The organism is Pedobacter sp. (assembly GCF_039594775.1).
Lineage (GTDB): Bacteria > Bacteroidota > Bacteroidia > Sphingobacteriales > Sphingobacteriaceae > Pedobacter.
In genome coordinates this window covers 555,191-578,218 of record NZ_JBCNMT010000001.1, presented here as the reverse complement: position 1 = coordinate 578,218, position 23,028 = coordinate 555,191, and the positions used below count along the sequence as shown (strand labels likewise).

At 39.4% G+C, this 23,028-nt stretch carries 18 protein-coding genes; 13 read left to right on the top strand and 5 right to left on the bottom strand.

Annotation, left to right across the window (positions count from 1 at the left end; all coding sequences use genetic code 11):
• Positions 1 to 34 precede the first annotated feature (34 nt).
• Positions 35 to 649 carry a hypothetical protein gene (locus tag ABDV71_RS02645; protein WP_343530873.1) on the bottom strand — a complete coding sequence of 205 codons (615 nt, stop codon included), beginning with the start codon at positions 647 to 649 and terminating at the stop codon, positions 35 to 37.
• 120 nt (positions 650 to 769) lie between these two features.
• On the opposite strand from ABDV71_RS02645, the gene ABDV71_RS02640 reads away from it, so the two are divergent.
• The 10 genes from ABDV71_RS02640 (at position 770) to ABDV71_RS02595 (ending at position 13,583) form a co-directional block, all read left to right on the top strand.
• Positions 770 to 2,263, top strand: coding sequence for a HAMP domain-containing sensor histidine kinase (locus ABDV71_RS02640; RefSeq protein ID WP_343530872.1), 1,494 nt, complete (start codon positions 770 to 772; stop codon positions 2,261 to 2,263).
• Positions 2,251 to 2,940: a response regulator transcription factor gene (locus ABDV71_RS02635; protein WP_343530871.1), complete on the top strand. Its 690-nt coding sequence runs from the start codon at positions 2,251 to 2,253 to the stop codon at positions 2,938 to 2,940. Before ABDV71_RS02640 ends, ABDV71_RS02635 begins: the two co-directional genes overlap by 13 nt.
• A gap of 53 nt (positions 2,941 to 2,993) precedes the next feature.
• Complete coding sequence (locus ABDV71_RS02630) at positions 2,994 to 3,839, top strand: neutral zinc metallopeptidase (RefSeq protein ID WP_343530870.1); 846 nt, start codon at positions 2,994 to 2,996, stop codon at positions 3,837 to 3,839.
• Between the two features lie 73 nt (positions 3,840 to 3,912).
• Positions 3,913 to 5,037 carry a hybrid sensor histidine kinase/response regulator gene (locus tag ABDV71_RS02625; protein ID WP_343530869.1) on the top strand — a complete coding sequence of 375 codons (1,125 nt, stop codon included), beginning with the start codon at positions 3,913 to 3,915 and terminating at the stop codon, positions 5,035 to 5,037.
• A 15-nt stretch (positions 5,038 to 5,052) separates the two neighbouring features.
• Positions 5,053 to 8,643: a response regulator gene (locus ABDV71_RS02620; RefSeq protein ID WP_343530868.1), complete on the top strand. Its 3,591-nt coding sequence runs from the start codon at positions 5,053 to 5,055 to the stop codon at positions 8,641 to 8,643.
• A 9-nt stretch (positions 8,644 to 8,652) separates the two neighbouring features.
• Entirely contained in the window at positions 8,653 to 9,027 is a 375-nt protein-coding gene (locus ABDV71_RS02615; RefSeq protein ID WP_343530867.1) for a response regulator, read from the top strand.
• Positions 9,024 to 9,854, top strand: a complete 831-nt coding sequence (locus tag ABDV71_RS02610) for a protein-glutamate O-methyltransferase CheR (RefSeq protein WP_343531556.1) — start codon at positions 9,024 to 9,026, stop codon at positions 9,852 to 9,854. Before ABDV71_RS02615 ends, ABDV71_RS02610 begins: the two co-directional genes overlap by 4 nt.
• Positions 9,851 to 10,423 carry a chemotaxis protein CheB gene (locus ABDV71_RS02605; protein ID WP_343530866.1) on the top strand — a complete coding sequence of 191 codons (573 nt, stop codon included), beginning with the start codon at positions 9,851 to 9,853 and terminating at the stop codon, positions 10,421 to 10,423. The genes ABDV71_RS02610 and ABDV71_RS02605 overlap by 4 nt, the downstream gene beginning before the upstream one ends.
• 6 nt (positions 10,424 to 10,429) lie before the next feature.
• The gene (locus tag ABDV71_RS02600; RefSeq protein WP_343530865.1) at positions 10,430 to 10,792 is read left to right on the top strand and encodes a response regulator; all 363 of its coding nucleotides are present in this window, start codon (positions 10,430 to 10,432) and stop codon (positions 10,790 to 10,792) included.
• A 115-nt stretch (positions 10,793 to 10,907) separates the two neighbouring features.
• Positions 10,908 to 13,583, top strand: a complete 2,676-nt coding sequence (locus ABDV71_RS02595; protein WP_343530864.1) for a T9SS type A sorting domain-containing protein — start codon at positions 10,908 to 10,910, stop codon at positions 13,581 to 13,583.
• Between the two features lie 93 nt (positions 13,584 to 13,676).
• On the opposite strand, the gene ABDV71_RS02590 is transcribed toward ABDV71_RS02595, so the two are convergent.
• Positions 13,677 to 16,118, bottom strand: a complete 2,442-nt coding sequence (locus ABDV71_RS02590) for a TonB-dependent receptor (RefSeq protein ID WP_343530863.1) — start codon at positions 16,116 to 16,118, stop codon at positions 13,677 to 13,679.
• A gap of 253 nt (positions 16,119 to 16,371) precedes the next feature.
• Positions 16,372 to 18,048, bottom strand: coding sequence for a Zn-dependent hydrolase (locus ABDV71_RS02585; RefSeq protein ID WP_343530862.1), 1,677 nt, complete (start codon positions 18,046 to 18,048; stop codon positions 16,372 to 16,374).
• 123 nt (positions 18,049 to 18,171) lie between these two features.
• Between ABDV71_RS02585 and ABDV71_RS02580 the strand changes: the two genes are divergently transcribed.
• On the top strand, positions 18,172 to 18,996 hold the full coding sequence (locus ABDV71_RS02580; protein ID WP_343530861.1) for an N-acetylmuramoyl-L-alanine amidase: 825 nt from the start codon (positions 18,172 to 18,174) through the stop codon (positions 18,994 to 18,996).
• Between the two features lie 44 nt (positions 18,997 to 19,040).
• Here ABDV71_RS02580 and ABDV71_RS02575 read toward each other — a convergent pair whose 3' ends face one another.
• Both ABDV71_RS02575 and ABDV71_RS02570 read right to left on the bottom strand, forming a co-directional pair.
• On the bottom strand, positions 19,041 to 19,448 hold the full coding sequence (locus tag ABDV71_RS02575) for a hypothetical protein (RefSeq protein WP_343530860.1): 408 nt from the start codon (positions 19,446 to 19,448) through the stop codon (positions 19,041 to 19,043).
• Between the two features lie 559 nt (positions 19,449 to 20,007).
• Positions 20,008 to 20,676, bottom strand: a complete 669-nt coding sequence (locus ABDV71_RS02570) for a S24 family peptidase (protein WP_343530859.1) — start codon at positions 20,674 to 20,676, stop codon at positions 20,008 to 20,010.
• Positions 20,677 to 20,762: 86 nt separating this feature from the next.
• Here ABDV71_RS02570 and ABDV71_RS02565 point away from each other — a divergent pair, with 86 nt between their 5' ends.
• Together ABDV71_RS02565 and ABDV71_RS02560 are read left to right on the top strand one after the other, a co-directional pair.
• Complete coding sequence (locus tag ABDV71_RS02565) at positions 20,763 to 20,963, top strand: helix-turn-helix transcriptional regulator (RefSeq protein WP_343530858.1); 201 nt, start codon at positions 20,763 to 20,765, stop codon at positions 20,961 to 20,963.
• Positions 20,964 to 20,966: 3 nt separating this feature from the next.
• Complete coding sequence (locus tag ABDV71_RS02560; RefSeq protein ID WP_343530857.1) at positions 20,967 to 23,027, top strand: hypothetical protein; 2,061 nt, start codon at positions 20,967 to 20,969, stop codon at positions 23,025 to 23,027.
• Position 23,028: the final 1 nt, after the last annotated feature.

Below are 23,028 nucleotides of genomic sequence, written 5' to 3'. Positions count from 1 at the left end.
ATTAGAATCATATGGTTGTTTTTTTTAATATACATCACTCCCGTAGAAAAGCCATTTCGTAAATAAGATAGTGCTTGATGCCAAACTTTTTGCCCCAATCTTCTACGTTCTCGCCACTTTGATCAACGGCACAGTACATTAACCAACCATCTTTTTCATACGGCAGGATATAAGCAAAAACTGGAAAAGACTTATTTAATTCAATTTTATAATGGTTCCCCAAAACCCGTAAACTGTAATTATCGGTTTTGAGCGATTGATATTTTTTGTTCACGCCGAGCCTAGGAAACCTAAAGAGCACCTGCAATTTGTCGTCTACCCTCCTTCCCAAAACGGAAAAAGATAAAGTGTCGCCCTTTGCATTGGTCAAATTCTTAAAGTCTAGCTTTTTGATTAAGGTATCCACCTTTTTAACCTTACCATTCCACATCTCCTTACAATACAGTAGAACTTTTGTTGCTTTTAATTGTGTTCCCATTAATTTCACCTTGTAGTATTCCACACCTTGAAAATCTACAATTACCCTGGCTTCTTCGTTAGCAGGTCCGTAATCTGCCGTCATTTTTACAGCTCCTTCTGTTGGCTTTTGGGCCTTTGCCATATTCAACAAAACAAGTATTGTAGCTAGACATAATAATTTCTTTTTCATCGTTTTCTTTTTTATCAAAACTCCATAATTCTGCTATCAAAATATGTTATCGTTGGTGTTATAAAATGTTATAGAAGGTTAACAGCATCTTTTGAAAAAGACTTTTAGGTAACTTTGAGAATGTCCAAAAACACCCGTCTTCTATTGTCCGCATGTTTATTGGCCACTGCGGCCTTTCTTTTTATTCAGTTTTATTGGATCAAAACCTACTACACCAGCACCCTAATTAATTTTGAAAGAGACATTAATCTTGCCTTTGAAGATGGCATAAAAAAGGAATTTATACTGAGATGCGATACTATCCAGCAAGCTATTCAAGATAGGTTAATGGATTCGAACAAGTTCACCATTAGTTCAAAAATGCATCCGATAGAAAAGGTGGAAGTGTACACCATCAGGTCAACCAAAGATTATAACGACAAATTCAGCTCATCCTTTTCCAGCCAGCAACTTAATAGACCATTAGTTAAAGGAGATCTGTTATTTAAACGAAAAATTGCGGAGACATTTGCTCGAAGCATTCGACAGGAAGACTTAGAAAACCACATTATTTACTATCGAATCCAAGATTTAGGAAGATATATTGAAGAAAAAACAAACGACTACCAGTTTGATACCGTTAGCCTAAGAAAAACATTTGATTATTATTTAAATTCAAGAGGAATAAAGAGCCGCTATACTTTCATTTTACAGGACAAGGACAGCACACTAAATAACCAACCAAAGCTTTCCTATCATTTTAACGCTCCCATTATCACAAAAGCTTTTCCTACCTACCTTATTAAAAAAAACCATTACGTTAGGGCAAGTTTTACCGCTCCTTTTGGTTATCTCATTTCAAAAACATGGCTGCTTATTGGCGCTTCCTTACTACTCATGACCATTGTTTCTTTCCTCATCTGGTTTTTAACCAAAACATTGCTCACTGCTCAAAAAGTAGCTATAGTCAAAGAAAACTTCATCAGCAATATTACTCATGAATTTAAAACGCCAATAGCCACGGTGGCTATCGCTGCCGAGGCACTGAAGAACAACAATACCATACAAGACTCGGAGAAGAGAAGCAGGTATTTAGCCCATATCAAAAACGAAGCTCAACGTCTTAATCTGTTGGTGGATCAAGTGATGAGCCTATCTTTACAACATCAAGCAACCTATATCCCTCACAAAGAAAAAATTGTAATTTCAGAAGTAATCAACCAACTGATCAAATTACATCAAGTAAAATCGGACAAACCATTTTTAGTAAATACCGATATCTATGAACACGCCACTGTTAATGCTGATAAAAACCAATTTTATCACGCTTTAAACAACATCATGGACAATGCCATCAAGTATTCTGAAAATGAGGCTAACCTACATATCAGTGTTTATCATGAAAATGGTTTTGCACTTATTGAAATGACAGACAAGGGAATTGGCATTGAAAAAGCGCTGCTAAAGCTGGTTTTTGATAAGTTTTACCGCGTTAATAGACCGCACCACTCTATAAAAGGACACGGATTAGGTCTAACTTTTGTAAAACAGATTATAGAGCAGCATCAAGGCTGGTGCAAAATAGAAAGTGAAATAAAAATTGGAACTAAAGTAACACTTGCATGGCCGCAATAAAACATCTTTTATTTGTTGAAGACGAACCCGCATTGGCTGAAATTGTTAAAGAAAGCCTGATGATGAAAGGTTATATGGTTTCGCATTGCAAAACGGGCCAGGAAGCGATGAACATTTATGCTTCCAAGGATGTTGACCTTATAATACTGGACGTGATGTTACCCGATACCACAGGCTTTGAGTTGGCCAAACAGTTAAGGCAAACCGATTCACAAACCCCTATTATTTTTCTAACGGCAAAAAGCCAAACCATCGATGTAGTGACTGGTTTTGAAAGTGGTGCTAATGATTATGTAAAAAAACCCTTCAGTCTTGAAGAGCTCGCAGTCAGAATCAAAGTACTCCTATCTTCCGGCCGACAACTAGAGGTGTCTTCTACAACAAAGCTGGCCACCATCGGAAAATATGAATTCATTTATCCAAAGGCAATATTAAGTCTTAACGGTCAAATCCGTAAGCTAACCAGTAGAGAGGCAGAGATATTACAACTGTTACTCCTTAACAAACATCATATTTTAAGCAGAGATACTATTTTGGACCAGCTTTGGCAAAATAACGATTACTTTTCTGGTAGAAGTCTGGACGTTTTCATCACCAAATTAAGAAAATACCTAAAAAACGACCCTAGCATAGGCATTATAAATGTACGAGGGCAAGGTTACAAACTGATGTGCTAAACATTTTCTTGGCTTTGTCGTTTGAACTTTTTATCTTGTTTAAAATATTTGTTATGCAATGGTTTGGTAAAGGCAGTGATAATGTAGAAGATGGCCGAGGTGGCGGTGGCGGAAAATTTGCCCTTGGTGGCGGTGTTGGAATCATCATCGTAGTTTTAGGCTTGTTGTTTGGAAAAGACCTTACAGGTTTGGTAAACCAGCTGCCCATAGCGGCCGAACAAACCGAGGTAAAAAGAGGCAGCTCTGCCAATGACGACCCTCAGAAGAAATTTGTAGCCGGTGTGCTCGAATCTACAGAGCAAGTTTGGACCCAACAGTTCGAAGCCATGGGACAACAATATCAATATCCAACCCTACGACTATTTGAAAATGGTGTACAAACGGCTTGCGGAGGAGCAAGTTCGGCTGTAGGCCCTTTCTACTGTCCAGCAGACCAAAAAGTTTATATTGATCTTTCATTTTACGACGAGCTCAAAAATCGTTTTGGTGCCGCAGGCGATTTTGCACAGGCATATGTCATTGCCCACGAAGTTGGCCATCACGTACAAAACCTATTGGGAACTTCCGAAAAGGTACAACGTATGCGAAGTAGATTAAGCGAAAAGGAGTACAACAAACTTTCAGTAATGTTGGAACTACAAGCCGATTTTTACGCCGGCTTGTGGGCGCATCATGCGCAAAACCTCAAAGATTTCAGACTGGAATCGGGAGATATTGAAGAGGCATTAACTGCCGCAAATGCCATTGGCGACGACACGCTACAAAAACAAGCTACTGGTGAGGTTGTACCCGATTCATTTACCCATGGAACCTCTGCACAAAGAATGTATTGGTTCAAAAAAGGTTTCGAAACAGGGGATATTCGTCAAGGAGATACTTTTAAGGCCAACAACCTTTAATGTAAACAATACTTTTACAACTGTAAGATGTGAAGGAAGGTCATATCCGTTCATTTTTTTATTACATTTGACAATGATCTTACTTGTTGACGATACTCCGGAGAACTTAATTTCCTTAAAGAACGTTCTCGAAAAACATGGTTTTGAAGTAGATACCGCCAACTCAGGTGAAGAAGCACTTAAAAAAGTGCTAAAAAACTCTTATGTTCTTATTATTCTAGATGTACAGATGCCAGAAATGGATGGCTTTGAAGTTGCCGAAGTTATTTCTGGATATAGTAAGGCAAAAGAAACAGCCATTATTTTTCTTTCTGCGGCAAACACCGAGTTTCGATTCATTGCGAAAGGTTATTCTTCAGGCGGTCTAGATTACATTACCAAGCCCGTCGATATCAACATCTTACTATTAAAAATCAAAACATTCTATCGTATTTACGAACAAAATCGGAAATTGGGTGAAGTACAAAAAGCCCTTTTGGAAGAGATAGAGTTTAGAAAACAGGCCGAGCTTAAAAAAGACGAGTTCATTAGCATAGCCAGCCACGAGCTTAAAACACCGCTTACCAGTGTGAAAGGATACATCCAACTTCTGGAAAGAGGCTTAGCTAAAGGCGATATTGACTTGGTTAAAAGCCACTTGTCGAAAGCACAAATACAACTGGAGAAACTAAACGGACTTATTGCCGACTTGCTCGACATCTCGAAAATTGAAAGCGGAAAACTCAAGTTCAACAAACAATACTTCGATATGGACACCTTGCTAGACAACATTATCGAAGTTATGCACCAATCTAATCCTGATTTTAAAATCACCAAAAATGGCACTGTAAATGCCAAAGTTTTTGGCGACGAAATGCGTATTGAACAGGTGATTGTTAACTTTTTAACCAACGCCATTAAGTATTCGCCCGGAACCAATGAAGCCCTCTTGAATGTTCATTTACAAAACAATGAGCTGTATATTGGTGTTAAAGATTTCGGAATTGGCATGCAACCAGATCAAGTAAAAAGAGTTTTCGAAAAGTTTTATCGGGTAGAAGAAACCTCCCATCGCTTTCAAGGCCTTGGGATTGGCCTTTATATTTCTTCAGAAATCATCAAGCGCCATGGAGGCCATATCCATGTAAATTCCGTGTATGGGGAAGGGTCCGAATTTTATTTCACCATTCCTATTGACCAATTAATGACCGACGTTTAAAGTTAAATATTGTAGATGAAACTATCCCTAAAAACTAACCTCCGTATCGGTTTAGGCATATCATTAATCCTATTGATTATCAGTTCTGCAGCGTCTTACATCAGCATCAAAAATTTAATTAAAAGTGCCGATTTAGTGGTAGAAAGCAACAATATCATCAACGATGTAGATAATATTGTTTCAGCATTAAAAGATGCGGAAACCGGACAAAGAGGCTTTCTACTTACTGGAAATACTGTTTTTTTAGAACCCTACAACAATAGTGAAAGAAGAACCGATTCTCTGTTTACGAAGGTGATGGCCAGCACCAAGGATAATGCTTACGAGCAACAGAAACTCAAAGAACTTCGGGACATCATCGAGAAAAGGATGAAAATCTTAATAAGCACCATCCAAACCAAGCGCAATAAAGGCGTGGTTCTTGAAAATGCCCTGTTGGAAGGGAAAGTATATATGGATGATGCCCGCAGGGTAATTAGGGAAATTAAGGCAGAAGAAAAAAACTCCCTAGCTACAAAAACAAAAGAAATGAACACCTTAGCCGGGTTTTCACCAATTTTGATTGTATTAGCAGCAATATTATCCATCTTAAGTACCGTCTTTTTTTACCGAAAAGTAAGTTCAGAATTTAACGAACGCGTTGTTCTGTTTCAGCAACTACAACATCTTAATGAAGATACGGCCAAACGCATTGATACTATTAAAAGCATTGCTCATCAAATTTCTAACGGAAACTACAAAGTTAGGCTTCATGAAAATGCAAAAGATGGCCTCGGGGTACTATCAACATCCCTTAACAGCATGGCCGAGGCATTACAATCATCATTTAGCATGCTTGAGGACAAAGATTGGATGCAAACCGGCGTCGCAACATTAAATGATAAAATGGTGGGCGACAAAGATGTGCATTTACTCTCTAAAGATATTTTGGAAGCCGTAATAGAACACACAAAAAGCTTTGTGGGCGCATTTTATCTTTTAGAAGAAGACCACGAATTACATCTCATTAACGGCTATGCCCTAAATACCAAGCAACAACGAAAAAAAATTGCCATTGGCGAAGGAATAGTAGGACAAGCCTTCCAATCTGAAAAGCTCATCCTTTTAGAAAAAATTCCGGATAAAGAGGCAACCATCAGTTATGCTACCGGCGAAACAAAACCCACAACTGTAGTTGCCTTCCCAATTATTAGAAACGGTTTGGCTATGGGTGTAATCGAATTAGCAACCATTAATGCCTATCCACAGCGCAAGCTGGATTTCATGAATCATATTTCTTCAAATATTGGTATCGCCATTAATGCGGCCCAAAACCGAAAGAAATTGCAGGATTTCTTGGAAGAAACCCAATCACAGGCAGAAGAACTACAGGCCCAACACGGGGAGTTAGAAGCCTTGAACTCGGAATTAGAAGCACAAACACAAAAAATACAAGCTTCGGAAGAAGAATTAAGGGTACAACAGGAGGAATTACTGCAAAGCAACCAAGAGCTTGAGGAAAGAAGCAGTTTACTGGAAGAGCGCAACCAATTGATTTTGGAAAGAAATTTGGAAATCAAACAAAAAGCCGAGCAATTGGAGCAAAGTACCCGCTACAAATCCGAGTTTTTAGCCAATATGTCGCACGAGCTTCGTACACCTCTAAACTCTATATTATTGCTCTCTAAACTAATGGCCGAAAGCGAACAGTTAGAAAAAGAATACACAGAGTATGCGGCCGTAATCCAAAGTTCTGGCCAAGGCTTACTAAGCCTAATTGACGAAATTTTAGACCTTTCGAAGATTGAGGCGGGCAAAATGGAATTAGAAATTAGTGACGTGAGGACTGACGAAGTTACGGCTGATATCAGGTCATTATTTATGCCGATTGCCAAGGACAAGCACCTAGATTTGGTGATTGGGGTTTCAGGAGATACTCCGGCGTCTTTTACTACCGACAAAATGCGATTGTCGCAGATTTTGAAAAACTTATTATCCAATGCATTCAAATTCACTTCAAAAGGCCGGGTAAGCTTATCCATTGGTTACCATGCCAAAGAGGAAGCAATTACTTTTGCTGTTAGCGATACCGGAATAGGCATTCCGCCAAACAAACAAGGGCTTGTTTTTGAGGCTTTCCAACAAGCAGACGGATCTACCCGACGTAAATTTGGCGGTACAGGCTTAGGCTTATCCATCAGTAAGCAATTGGCCCAATTGTTAGGCGGCACCATTAAATTGGAAAGCAAAGAAAATGAAGGCAGTACCTTTACCCTGATTATTCCTGCCAATTTTAACGAAAGAACAGGCGCCTTATTTACCGACCTGCAAGAAGAGGAAAAAGCAACTGAAGAAAAAGCAGAACAACAACACGAAGAAGAACGCTTTGTGGTCTCAAAAATACCAGATGAGGTAGAAGATGACAGGAACCACCTCAACCCTGAGGATAAAGTTATCCTCATCATAGAGGATGATACCTATTTTGCTAAAACACTATTAAATTTCACCAGGAAACGCAACTACAAAGGTTTAGTAGCTGTACGTGGCGATGTGGGCATAGAAATGGCACAAAAATATAAACCTTTGGCCATCTTATTAGATATCCAACTTCCAGTTAAGGATGGCTGGCAGGTAATGGACGAACTGAAATCGAATCCAGTAACAAGGCCAATTCCTGTACATATCATGTCTTCGCTTTCGGCAAAAAGGCAAAGTCTGCAAAAGGGAGCCGTAGACTTTATCAACAAGCCTTTCGCACTAGAGCACATGAAACTCATCTTCGAAAAACTGGAGTATGCGCTTAGTAAAAACCCTAAAAAGGTACTCATTGTTGAAGAGAACCAGCAACATGCCCTAGCACTGAGCCAATTCCTGAGTTCCGCTAGCCTACAAACCATTGTGGCTTCGAACATCAGCGATAGCATTGAAGCTTTGCACCAAAAAGAAGTAGATTGCGTTATTTTGGATATGGGAATCCCCGATAAAAATGCTTATGAAACCTTAGAAACAATTAAAAAGAGCGAAGGATTGGAGAACTTACCAATCATCATCTTTACCGGAAAAAACCTTTCCAAAGGAGAAGAAAGCAGGATTAAACAATACGCAGATTCTATTGTGGTAAAAACCGCCCACTCTTATCAAAGAATTTTAGATGAAGCAGCTTTATTCTTACATCTGGTAGAAGAAAAAGGGAACAAGAGCAAAGAAATAAAGGGCGAGACCTTGCAAAACGTTACCGATGTGCTCAAAGACAAGGTGGTGCTTATCGCCGACGACGATGTACGAAACATCTTTTCGTTGACCAAAGCTTTAGAACCGCACAAAATGAAGGTGTTGCCCGCAATTGATGGTAAAGAAGCATTGGCCGCCATTAAAGCCAATCCCAAAATTGATGTGGTGCTCATGGATATGATGATGCCCGAATTGGACGGTTATGAAACTACCAAACAAATTAGGGCAATGCCTGCTTACAAAAACCTGCCTATTTTGGCGGTTACCGCAAAAGCCATGATGGGCGATAGAGAAAAATGTATTGCTGCCGGTGCTTCGGACTATATCTCTAAACCAGTTGATATAGACCAGTTGATTTCGTTATTGAGGGTTTGGCTTTATGATAAATCTAATTAGGCTCCAAATATGCAAAGTACAGAAAAGAAAATTTTAATTATTGATGATGATAGCAGAAACATTTTTGCCTTAAAAGCTGTTTTAACTGCTAAAAAGTATGCCTGTGTAGCCGCAAATAACGCTGAGGAAGGCTTAGACATCATTAAGAAAGATGGAGATGTAGGTGTGGTTCTTTTGGACATGATGATGCCAGACATGGACGGATACCAAGCTCTTGCAAAAATGCGGGAAGACCAACAACTGAGGGATATTCCGGCCATTGCCGTTACTGCACAAGCCATGTTGGGCGACAAGGAAAGATGCCTGGAAGCTGGAGCTGTAGGCTACATTTCCAAACCAGTTAACGTTGAAGAATTAATTAAACTCATAAACCAATATCTATAGTGTCCTACGCCGGCATCATATCTGACGAACAAGTGGAAATCCTTGTCAATGATGTGTTAGAGCATCATGGTTATGATTTTACGGGCTATTCTAGAGCATCCCTAAAAAGACGTTTATCTAGATTATATAGCTTGGACAAGCATTTGAGCTTTGCCGAATTCAGGTACAAAACCCTGAACGATGACGTATATTTTAAGCATTTTGTAGAGGGGGTAACGGTTAACGTGACCGAAATGTTCCGCGATCCTTCTTTTTATCATTTACTGCGGCACCAGATACTGCCCAACCTAAATACCTACCCATTCATCAGAATTTGGCTGGCCGGGTGTTCAACGGGCGAAGAATCTTACTCTATTGCCATTTTACTGAAAGAACTTAATCTGTTACATAAATCTCTAATTTATGCTACCGATATTAATCCTACGGTATTAGAAAAAGCATCCAACGGCATGTTTCCGCTTAGCCAAATGAAAGGCTACTCTGAAAACTACATTGCCTCCGGTGGAGTTAAGGATTTTTCTTCTTACTATACCGCCAATTATACCCTGGCGAAATTTGATGAGGAGCTGAAACGGAAAATGATTTTTTCGACACACAATCTCGTCTCTGACAGGTCTTTTAACGAGTTTCAACTAATTTTATGCAGAAATGTGCTCATCTATTTTGACAGACCTCTGCAATTTCGCGTACTTAATTTGTTTGACCAAAGTTTGGAAAACCTTGGTTATTTAGCTTTGGGAACCAAAGAAACCATCGATTTTTCGCCCATATCATCGAACTACAAAAAAGTAGGAACAGAAAAAGTTTGGAGGAAAGTGAGCACATGAGAAAAATAGATGCATTGGTGATTGGTGGTTCTGCGGGCAGCTTAGATGTGCTCCTTAAAATACTGCCCGAAATAAATCCTCATATCGACTTTTCTATCATTATTGTGGTGCATCGTAAGCAAGGCATGGATTCGTTACTTAGTGACCTCCTATCCTATCGCACAGAACTAAAAGTAAAAGAAGCAGATGAAAAGGAGAAAATCAAGAAAGCACATGTATATATCGCGCCTTCGGATTACCACCTACTTATAGAAAAAGACTATACCTTCTCCTTGGATTACTCGGAGAAAATCAACTATTCTCGTCCATCCATTGATGTTACTTTTCAAACTGCAGCCGATGCTTATGGAGACCGATTGGTTTGCCTATTACTTTCGGGCTCTAATGCCGATGGTGTGAATGGGCTGATATCTGCCAAGAAAAATGGGGGAATTACTTTGGCACAAGACCCCGAATCGGCACAAGTCACGTATATGCCCGAACAAGCAATTTTAAAAGCCAATGTTTCTGCGGTGCTAAAAATCGAAGAAATGGCTAATTATATCAATTCTTTATCTTTAAACCCTTAAAAAGTGATGAGCAAAAAGGTTTTCATTTTTGATGACAACAAAGACATTCTAGAACTTTGCACCCTTATTCTCGAGGGTGCAGGATATGAAACCAAAACCTCATCTACTTCCAATCATATTATTGAGCAAGTGGAGAGCTACCAGCCCGATGTAATTTTAATGGACAATTGGCTACCCGATGTAGGAGGCATAGCAGCCACACAGGAGCTTAAAAAACATCCGTTGTACAAACATATTCCCGTCATTTATTTCTCGGCCAATAACGACATTAAGGCACTTGCGGAAACGGCCGGAGCCGAAAGTTATTTGGCAAAACCTTTTGATATTGACCAATTGGAAGAAATTGTGGTTTCTATGATTGGGAAGTAACCTAAGCATTGATAACAACCCCATAAAACAATCTTCGTTTATATTTCTACGTTCATTACTCAAATCACTATTGGTTGATTTTAGGGTATTTACTACTTTTGCCAAAAAAATCGCCATGCTCAAATTCCGCCTCAAAAAAGCTATCTCCAGAAAGCTTTCTGCTTTTTATGCAATTTCTGCTTTTACCATCTTCAATTGTATTCCTGAAACCACCCACGCACAAAATTGGCAGGCCATAGGTCCCAATGATTTTACGCAGGCAAGTTACGATGAAGCGGCTTATACCAATCTAGAAATGCCCAATGGTATTGCCCATCTTATTTTTCAAGACAAGACCCAAAACAATAAATTAACAGCCCGAAAATTTAACGGTACGGAATGGGAAACCGTAGGCACGGCAGGTTTCAGCGCAGGAGCGGCCTATCAGGCGGTTAGCGCCACCGATCAATCAGGCCTCATCTATGTCGCGTATCAGGATGTCGCTAACAATAATAAAATAACGGTACAAAAATTCAATGGCACTTCGTGGGAAGTCGTAGGGTCACCTGGTTTTTCGGAGGGTACTGCATCCTATATTTCGCTCTGCATTGATGGTGCCACTCCCTATGTGGTTTATTGTGATATTTACAATAACAGTAAGGCCACCGTTCGAAAGTTCAATGGAACCTTATGGGAAACGGTAGGTGCAGCAGGCTTTTCTCCAGGAGTTGCCTACTTCAATTCCATTGCTGTAAACAGCAATGGCACTCCTTATATTCTTTACCAAGATGGCGCTAATGGCAACAAAGCCGCCGTTCAAAAGTTTAACGGAACTAATTGGGAAACTGTCGGCAACGCTGGGTTTTCTGGTGGCGCAATCAATTACGCTGACATTACTTTCTATCAAAACATTCCATATGTAGTTTATCAGGACCTGTCCAATGGAAACCAAGCGACGGTACAACGGCTAAACGGCTCCACTTGGGAACCTGTCGGCACATTTGGATTTTCTGGGACAACCGCTATCCAAAATGCCATTGCTATAGACCACAATGGTACTCCATACGTTACTTACCGAGGTGGTAATAACAAACCTACGGTACAAAAATTTAATGGAACCAATTGGGAAATTGTAGGACAGAGTGGAATGTCTGTCGGCATTATTAATTTTTTATCTTTTGCTATTAACAATGGGGTTCCCTATATAGCCTATGATGACAATGGGAACAACAACAAAGCCTATGTCAAAAAATTCAATGGCGTTAACTGGGAATCGCTCGGATTCAACGGATTTTCTGCTGGAACGGCAGATCACGTTGCTATTGAAAGCAATATCTCAGATGTTCCTTATGTACTTTATCAGGATCTTGCAAATAGTGGAAAAGCCAGCGTACAAAAATTTAACGGAACTGCTTGGGAAAATGTAGGTATGGCAGGTTTTTCTGCAGGAGCTGCATTTTACAACAGCATCGCTTTTAACGGGAATATACCCCAAGTAGCCTATTGTGATGCCAGTGATGCCTACAAGGGCTTTGTTAAAAAGTTCAATGGAACGTCATGGGAAACGGTTGGCAATACTGCATTTTCTGAAAGCTCGGCTCAGTTTAACGACATGACCGTTCACAACGGGGTCACCTATGTCGCTTATCGGGACGCAAACAACTCAAGCAGGGCAACCGTAAAAAAATTCAACGGTACGTCATGGGATCTTGTTGGTAATAGTGGTTTTTCGGCAGGTGCCGTAGCTTTTACGGCTATAGCCATCTACAATAATGTGCCCTATGTGGCCTATAGTGATATAGCAAATGGCATAAAGATAACCGTGCAGAGGTTTAATGGTGTGAATTGGGAACTTGTTGGGTCTCCACAATTTTCAGCTGGAACAGCGTTATATATTGATCTCGCAATTCATAACGGCACACCATATGTTGCTTACCAAGATGGAAATGCGAGCAATAAAATTACTGTACAGAAATTTAACGGCACCAATTGGGAAACCTTAGGTCCTGCCGGGTTTTCGCTTGGTGCGGCAAACTATATCAAAATGGTATTTTATGATGGTATGCCTTATGTTGGCTACAGTGATGCTGGCTATGAAAATAAGGCTGTGGTTAAGAAATTTAACCTCAATAATTGGGAGCTGGTAGGATCAGGTCCAGCCTCTGCCGCCAGCACTACCTATAGCAGCATTACTACTACTCATACCGAACTGCTTATTGCCTACTTATCAAAAGGGGTTTTTACCAAAAAAATAACCTTACCTCCAAGTACGCTCCCGGTACAGCTAATTTCATTTAAGGCCAGCAAAACGTTTGATCAATTGGCCTTATTGCAATGGCAAACCGGATCAGAACAAAACGTAAAAAGTTTTGATATTTATCGCCGTACAAATGAAACTGCCTTTACTAAAATAGGGACTTTAGCGGCAAATACCCAGTATGCCAACAATAGCTATACTTTTTATGATAAAGCCCCGTTAAACGGCACCAACTATTATCAATTAAAGTTGGTAAACCAAGATGCAACCACTACAGATTTGGGAACAGCGCATTTAACTTTTGGCTTTGAGAGCGATAATATGCGTGCGTTTCCCAACCCAACTTTACAGCATGTAACCGTTTCATTCAACCCAAGCAAATATGGCTCAATTAGCGTATTTGAGCAAAACGGACGAAAAATTGAGCACATACAAATTAGCCCTAAAGCAACCAGCATCACCATCGATTTATCCATTTACCCTAAGGGCATTTATTTCATCAGCTTAAATGGTAGTAATGGCATTATGGAAACAAAAAAAATCATCAGACAATAACATCATCTGCTTTACTGTTAGAAACTGTTCAAAATAAAAAGCCTCACGAAGTTTTTGATACTTCGTGAGGCTATCTTCACAACGGCTAAGATGCTAGTTCTTCATCCTTCCTTGTTCCGATTCTGTTCCCGTAGATCTTCTTCGGGCAGGTTTAATTTCATTCTTACCAAATCTGTAGCTAAAGTTAAGTCTGAATAACTGAGTTTCATTTTTTTGATAAAGGTTGTAGTTCAAACCAGGATATGCGCTGCTCAATCTGGTTCTGTTGGTATCAAAAACGTCAGAAACAGCAAATCTTATACTTCCTTTTTTGTTAAGGATAGCTTTGCTAATGCCTACATCAACAAATGCTTTCTCCTCTATCGCAAGTGTACCGTAGGTTAATGGCGATTCGTAATTAGCATTAATTTCTGCCGTTAAACCATCCATAATAATAAAGTTGTTCTGCATACGAACTTGATAAGAAGTTTGGCCAGTTTTTAAGGCTTGCCCTTCTAAATTAGGTGTTTCGAAAGTCAGGTGAAAAACATTTAAGTTATTGTTCATCGTCCACCATTTGCTCACTTTTACAGGTACGGAAAGATTTCCTGAAATGGTTGTATTTTTAGCAATATTAGCGTTGGTTTGGTACAAAGCTTTTTGTTTTTCATCTGGCAAAATTACCTCCGTAATCGCATCGTTTACCACACTGTAGCCAAAGTTCAAGAAGTATTTTTGCATAAAGGTGTAATTTACTTCGTAATTGTTGGTATACTGCGGATTTAAGAAAGGATTACCTTTGTTGTAGGTATATTGGTCCAAATAATACATAAATGGATTTAAGGCGTCGTAACTAGGTCTATCAATCCTACGGCCATATGAAACCCCTACCTGATGGTTTTTAGACAAGGTTTGTTGGATATAAATGGTTGGAAAGAAATCCCAATAACTGCGCTTTACCACTTCGTTAGTGGTTAGCAAATTACCTTTCGAGTTGGTTTGCTCCATACGTAACCCTAACTGAACATTGGTGTTCTTAAATTGCTTGCTCAAATTGGTGTATACTGCATTCACATTTTCATCGTACACAAATCTATTGCTACGGCGCACATCGTTTTGCCAAGCATTGCCTACCCATTCTTCAGCACGCAAATCGTTATCGGTTTCTACCCAGCTGCTTTTTGCACCGGCTTCAAACTTCATGGTTTTGTTTATAGGTAAAACATAATCTACCTTAACCGCTTTAATATCGATAATGCTGGGGCTATTGTTTCTTAAACGACCAATCGGCTTCACCAAAGATCCATCTGGAAAGCGATAATCATTTACCAGCTCGGCATTGTCCTTTCCATGATATCTAGAATAATCCGCATCTGCAGTAAACTCCTGCCCAGTAGTGTCCAAAACTGATTTATAATTTAGGTTATAAGAGAAGTTACGATAGCTTGATATTTGCGTGTTATTGGCCGCCAAGGTCGAATCGATTTGCGTAAACGACTTTCCAATCAACGTACGGTTGGTTGATATGTCTTCAGCGCTATTCAAATAACCATTCACCAAAACACCGATGGTATTGTTTTTATTAAGGAAGAAATCGGCTCCTACTTTAAAGTTATTGTTTTCGTAATCGCGGGTATCATCTCCTTTTTGAGAAAAATAGGTATCGGGATTAACGCCAGAACCTTTAGAAACACGATCAATATTAATGGTATTGTCCCTTGCTCCTTTGTTAAAATTATAGCTACCAAAAACGTTAACGCCTTTGTTCCTGTAGTTGAGGTTTAACCCAGTATTTCCCCTAAGGTTTTTACCGTAAGCCATCCCTGCATTGAAGCTACCATTAGCGCCGCCGTTTCTGGCTTTTTTGGTTTTGATATTGATGATTCCCGAGTTTCCAGACGCATCATATTTTGAAGATGGATTGGAGATCAGTTCAATAGTTTCTATTTCCGAGCTCTGCATGTTCCTCAACAAATTGGCCACATCTGCTTGGCTCATGTAAGTTTGCTTACCATCTAGCATGATCAAAACACCTTGCTTACCCTGCATCGAAATTCTATCATTTTGGTCTACCGTAACCCCTGGCGCTCTTTGCAGCACTTCCAATGCCGACGAACCTACCGCAGCCGAACTAGCTTCAACGTTCATCACTAATTTATCGGCCTTACGCTCCAAAAGAGGCTTTACGGCAGTAATACTCACGGCATTTAGGGTTTTGCTGGTGGCTACTAAAATAATTTCAGGTAAGCTGAGTGCTTGCTCGCCCACCGTAAACGTTTTGCCTTTATGAATTTGGTAGCCCATCATGTTAATTTTGATGTAATAGTTCCCCGAAGCAATGCTTGGAAAGCTAAATTTACCTTCAGGAGTGGTCATCGCAGTTTTTACCAATGACGAATCCGAAGATTTAAATAAACCTACCGTGGCATAATCGATGGGTTTGCGCTGCTCGTCTAAAACCAAGCCGTTAACTTCTACCTGTTTAGCTTTAATGGGCGAAGCATAAAGTGCTGTAGAAGCAAATAAAGTAAGGATTAAGAGGTATATAGTTTTCATTTGTGTGTGTTTTTATCTTCAAAAATCTGGACAATAAAATTCCTGTGCGCTTTTAGCGCATTTTTTAAACTTTTAAAAGCTTCTGCTTAGTTTTTCAAAAAGGGAAACCCCTTGGTAATAGTTTGTAGCATGTAGACGATAGACTTTTGCAAAAGGTTACAAGAAATTTTCACTTTTTTAAGCATCCGGGCCAAAAGACATAAAAAAAGCGGCCTAGTTGTTTAAACAGGCCGCTTTTTTTAATTAAAGAAATTTATTTCATTCCCAGGACATCTACTCCTTGTTCAAAAACTACATCTACAGGAATACCTTTTTGGGCCAATTTGTCTAAATCGGTTTGCAGTTCGGCCTTAATCACCCCTCTTTCCTTCTGCGCTTTTTCTACTGCTGCCTTATCTCCATTACCTTGCAGGGTAAGAATAGCAGCACTTAACTCATTCATTGCCGAAGCAAATTTATCATAGTTAACTTTATAAGCACCTTGTGCTGTGCGCTCAAATGCCCCTTTTTCCTGGAAAAAATTAAAACATTGCATGTTTGCTTTGCCATGTGCGCTAGAAGCACCAAAACGTACCGAGCGTAAAATACCCGCCATATAAGTCGTATAGTAATCTTTAATATCGCCCTGTAGCTCTCCTTTTTTAAGTAATCCAGTCACCATGTAAAGGCCCAACACATCTGCCTTGCCTTCCTCTAACCATGAGTATTGCTCTTGCAATGCATTACGCACCATTCCTTTTCCTGTAATTGTATTTTTAATCCCTAAACCGTGAGCCACTTCGTGAAACATTACATTAGCGAAAAAAGCATCAAACTTGATATACTTTTGTTGTTCTTTATCAATTAGCACATTGGCAATTGGCACTAAAATTTTATCAAATTTCGCTTTCATGGCATTTTTTAACTGCGAACGACGGGTCCCTTTTTCCTGTTGGATTTTCTCATCATTAGGCAGGTTTACCGCAATGGTTTTTGAACCTGAATTACAGTCACCAGCATAATAAACCACATCGTAAGCATTCAGCTCTGAATCGGTTCCTGGAACTTCTTTTTTATACTTATCTGGTACCGGCAACCCTTTTTGAAGCTCGGGAAGCAATGCCACGTACTTGGCTAAACGTTTGCTCCACTCCTTATCTTTTACCAACACATAGCTCTCAAAAGAAGCTCTTGCATTAAACAATTTATCCTCGTAGTTTTCAATTGGACCAATAATAATATCCAAACCATTTGTTTTCATATCCAGCCAAGCATAATCACTTGCGGTATAATTATCGCTAACCAAAGCATCGGCACGCAGGTTAAGATATTTTTTCAGACCCGCGTCATCGGTAATTAATGCAGCCTGTTTTAACAAACTACTCGCCTTTTGCAATTCATTAGCAAAATACACGTGATATGGTATCGAAATCAACTTTCCATTTTCTCTTTTTATCACAGAATAAAGTCCGTGTTTATCCTTTACATCCGACTTTTCCAACTCCTCCTTGGTCATATCCAAAGGATAAAAAGTCACCCCAAGTGGCTTTTCCCCAATACCAGCTACAAAAGGTTTATCGCCATTTAGCCTATCCCAAGGACCGTAGTTAATTTTTACAAACTCTTTTGTTTTTTCATCTTTAATAGTGGCCAATAAACTATCGCGTTGAGGATATGCTTGCCTCCAAAAAAGCTCATCCATAATTTGCGCCGCTTCTATAAGCAAAGGCAAAACCTGTCTTTCATTGGCCGTAAGCAGGTTAAGGTCAGTGCTTAATCGTACTTTTTCGTAAATTGGCAATCGTTGAGCAACATATTCTTGCAGGGTATCCAATTCATTGTTCCCAATATTTTCCTGGTTAGAATTTTTGCTTGTACAGGCAGTTATTGAAGTCGCTAAAGCAGTTCCTAATATCAAACTTTTGACTACACGTATCTTTATTTTTTGCATAAATAATATTCTTTCGGATGTTGTTTGAAAGCCCTAAATTAGTAAAAAAGTTGAGGAAGAATATAAGTAGTTAAATACCTGAAGGTTTCCCAATCAACTCACCCAACAACAAATCATATTTTAATGAACCGTTACCAATCTTCATTTCTTGCCGCAGCATTTGGGCTGTTAATTGCAGGATGCAGCACCTACAAGTATAAGGCTACCGATAAGGTGTACAAAAAAAATGCAAAGGCTTTTTCAGAAATCATTAAGGCTACCCCACCAGAGAATCAAAAAATTGATTCGCTATATAACGAGCAATATTTTGTGGGCACCACTAACATGGGCATCAGAAAACCAAACTTTGTCATCATACACCATACGGCACAAGATTCTCTTGGCCAAACATTAAGGACCTTTACATTGACGAGAACGGGAACCAGTTCACATTACGTGGTAAGTAGAGATGGAAAAGTAGTACAAATGGTGAACGACTATTTAAGGGCGCAACATGCTGGTGCTGGCAAATGGGGCAGTGTTACCGATATGAACTCTTGCTCTATTGGTATTGAAATGGACAACAATGGTACCACCGATCCTTGGACAGATGCCCAAATCAATAGTTTATGTGCTTTATTAAGTACTTTAAAGAAAAAATACAGTATCCCTACCGCTAATTTTATTGGTCATGCAGATTTTGCTCCTGGAAGAAAGAATGACCCGAAAAATTTCCCTTGGAAAACTTTGGCGCAAAAAGGTTATGGACTTTGGTATGATGAGGTATTGGATAGCGTTCCGCAGAACTTCGATACTACTGCAGCCCTAAAAGTGATTGGCTATAATGTACAACGCTTAAATTATGCCATTGAAGCTTTTAAAATCCATTATATCCAAACGGACATCACACAAACCCTAACAGATTTCGACAAGCAGGTGCTTTATAATTTGTATAAGAAGAGTTTGTAAAAAAGCAGGGAGAAAGCTATTACTGTTTCTCCCTACTAGCATGATTAATTAGCAGGGCAAATCCATTCGATTCCTCTCTGTAAGAAGAATTTTATGATTCTTTTCACCAATCCTTTAATAAATACCCCAAAAGGAATGATGGCAGCGATTGCTTCCAAGATAAACTCTATTATCTTATCGAAAACACTGCCCTCTTGCACAATAGAGCAAAATATTCGCTTTAATTCTTCCCATAAACTTCCCTTATTTAGGTTGACAGCCATAAATGCCTCTTTTCCATTTCCTTCAAAAAAGGCTTCCAATTGATATCGGTTATTTTGTAAGTATAGTTCTGCTAAAGCATCTTGCGCATCTTGCTCCGTAACTTCTCCTTCACCTAAGCCTTCAACTAATAATTCATCTACATAGGCGCGAATAGGCACCATCTGCATTTTTTCATTTCTGATCAACATGATTTCTTGGTTTTATAAGTTTGTTTTTAAGATTTTGAATAACCAAAACTAACCGTTGACTTATTGCACCAATAGGGTATTTAACCCCATGTTAACAGGGTATTTTTACGGCATCATTAGAAAATATTGAATGTAGAACGGGAGCCCTTATCCTATCTATACCCCTCAAAACAAACCGTGTCATCTTAGAGATTTCTCTTTGGGAATTTCAAAAACAAAACGTTCCAAAGTGCTGTAATTCCCTCAAAAGCTAATTTCATCATCAAATCCCTAACAATCTCTGCTTTAGAAGGGAGGAACAATATTCACCCATTTTTTAGAGGTTAGAAAACAATCTGCGAAAAGAATTAGAGAGACACTTAGGGAGACATTAAGGGAGACAAAACGATGCGAAAATAGCAGCATAGAGCCTGTCGTATCTAATCCAAAATGGGTTTTATCCGCTAAAAAACTGGGATTAGAAGGTAGATATCCCCTTACTTTTTACATTTACTTTTCAGCTAAAACACTTACTTATAAGATATTGCAGCTTATCCCTTTAGATATAAATGTGCGTGCGCTACTCCAAACGTATTACGCCCACAACAATAGCCACCTTATATATGGCAGAAACAGGTAAATTAAAAGGAGGATAGAACTCCGAATTATCAGATTTACAAATCAACACATCCTTTTTTTCTGGGTTTTCAAACAAGCGTTTTACAATGGCACCCTGTTCCGTATCTAATACATAGGGTTTGCCCCATTGTACAAAACTGAGGTCTTTAAGTGGTTTACAGGCCAGCAAATCCCCGCTTGCGTATTTTGGGTACATGGAATTTCCGGCAACAGAAATCAGATACTTTGCGCCCCTTTTTTCAAACAGGGGAACTTCATAGTAATCGGTTACTTCGTTTTCGCTAACCTGTATATCACCATTTCCAAACCCCGCCATTGCATCTATAGGAATAAGGGGTAAACCTAATCCACTACTGTTTTCTTTTTTAAAAAGGCGCTTAGACCCATAAGGTATTTGAGGCTCTCTAACCATAGTGCTATGACCGCCCTCAATCAATTCATAAACACTTTTATTTATTGACCTAGCAATCTCTTCAATGAACGACAGCTTCAAATCATCAGAATTAAGTTTACTTTGAAGATTTTGAGGAGACACCCCCATGCTTCTAGCAATTTCAGCCAACTCAATATTATATTTTTTCAGCTTGATTTTCAGTTCGTTGCCAGTCATAATAAACAAATTAATTTATAATCGCTTTTTTATATAAACAAAACTATTTATTTTTGCGTATACTATTTACAAATATGTAAACAATTATGCACGCATCCAAAGAAGTAATTAAATATCCTGAAAACCTTACCCTGGCCGAGGCCTTAAAAGAAACAGGCATTAGCTATAAACATATTGCCAAAAAAGTAAATGTAAGTCGTGTGTACCTGAGCAGGGTACTCAACGGAAAAGACAAAGGCGGACAAATTATCGGAAAACTAAAAGAAATCGCAGAACTAACCCAATAAGCAATGAGCAGCTCTCCCTACGAAATATACAATAATCATTACGGCGTAAGGCTAAGCTTTATCGTGAGCGACCATCATCGTCGACATAAAGAAAGCGTGAAGCTATTGGCTTATGATGCCTACAAAAAAAGGGCTTCACGCAAAGAAGGCTTCAGGCTTAGGGAAGGTAAAGGACTAGGAAACGAAGCGCTCATCAATTTCGAGAAGCTAAACCTTAACGAACAACAGGCGTTGGTAAATCGATGGGGAGAGCCTGTCAAAACAGCCAAAATCCATCAATTTAAAGATTTTATTGAAGAAGATGCCACGGCCATCACTTTTTTTAGTGCCTATCGCTTATCAGACAAACGCAGTTTACCTACCAACGTAATACTCGAATACACTACAAATGCCAAGGTTTTAAATGCCTGTCATACCATTATCACCAATAATGCAGCACGTCGTAAGGCAATGGGCGGTGTTCGTACCAACCTTTGGACAAAATTGGCAGACTGCGTCATCAATCTTAACAAAAAAGAATTCCCACACACGCTACCTGCAAATCCTCGCCGTTTGCAAGAAAAATACAGAAATTACAAAAAAGAAGGATACACCACACTGATACACAAAGGCTTTTGCAACAACAACAGCCGTAAAGTTACTGTAGATATTGAAAGGTTGATTTTAAGTTTATATGTACAGAGCAATAAGCCCTACGTTACAGAAGTTGCCAGCGATTACTGGAGGTTTTTAGCTGGAGATATCGACATTATAGATTTCAAAACTGGAGAAATATATGATAGCAAGCATTTTTACGAAAACGGACAGCCAATTACGCTAAGCGAAGCAACCATCTGGAACTATATCAACCAGCCTTCCAACCGTGCAATCGTTGACAAATACAGAATGGATGGCCAAACCTATCAAAGTGTGCATGGCCCACATCACCATCGCCATGCGCCCAATTATTCGTTCAGTAAAATCTCGATGGACGACAGGGACCTGCCCCGTAAAATGCCAAACGGAAAACGCGTTAAAGCCTATTATGCCTATGATGTTGCCAGCGGTTGCATTATCGGGTTCGCACACAGCCAGGCTAAAACCACAGAACTGTTTATCAACTGCATGCGCAATATGTTCCACTTTTTAGATAGCCAAGGCCACGGAATGCCTTTACAAGTGGAAGTTGAGCACCATTTGGTAAACAACTTTAAAGATGACCTGATGAAAGCTGGAGTAATTTTCCCTTTTGTTCGCTGGTGTAATGCAGGTAATTCGCAAGAAAAATGGGCTGAAACAGGGAACCGCGTCAAGAAATATGGTTTTGAAAAAAGGCATCAGGATGGTATAGGTCGCTTTTACGCCAAGCTAGAGGCCAACAGGACCAAAAGCGAAAAAATATTTGATGCCGACAATGACAACTACAAAGAAAAAGCCTACTCATATGAAGTTTTAGTGGCCGATGATTTAGAAATCATAGAGAAATACAACAACGCACTACATCCCAACCAAAAAAAGTACAAAGATTTAACGAGGGCACAAGTACTACAAATGTATGCAAATCCGCAAATGGCCCACATAGATAGGCCACTGTTGATGAAATACATTGGAAATAGTACTGCAACAACCATCAGGAGAAATCAATATGTGTCCGTAAAACAAGCTAAGTATGCTTTGCCATCTCCTGAAGTAATGGAACAGTTGCTTCCAAACAATTATGAGGTTATTGCCTATCACCTGCAGAATGAGCAAAAGGAAGTGGACTGCGTGTATCTCTATCAAAATGAAGTCTTCATCTGCAAATGCGACAAAATAAAAGCCTATAACACAGCCAATGCCGAATGGCTTGATCGAGACGTAAATAACTACCATGAACAGGCCAAATATGTTTCGAAGTTCAACCAGCAAATTAAAGAAGGCAAAAACGAATTGGGTAGGCTGAAATTGATGGAAAAGACTGGATATGAACATGACACTCCCGTAGAGATTATCCTACCAAAAGTGCCCGAACCTAACCAAACCATTGATTTTGAAGAAGCCTACGATAACGATTTTAACAGATTAAACGCCATTAATTCACTATAGA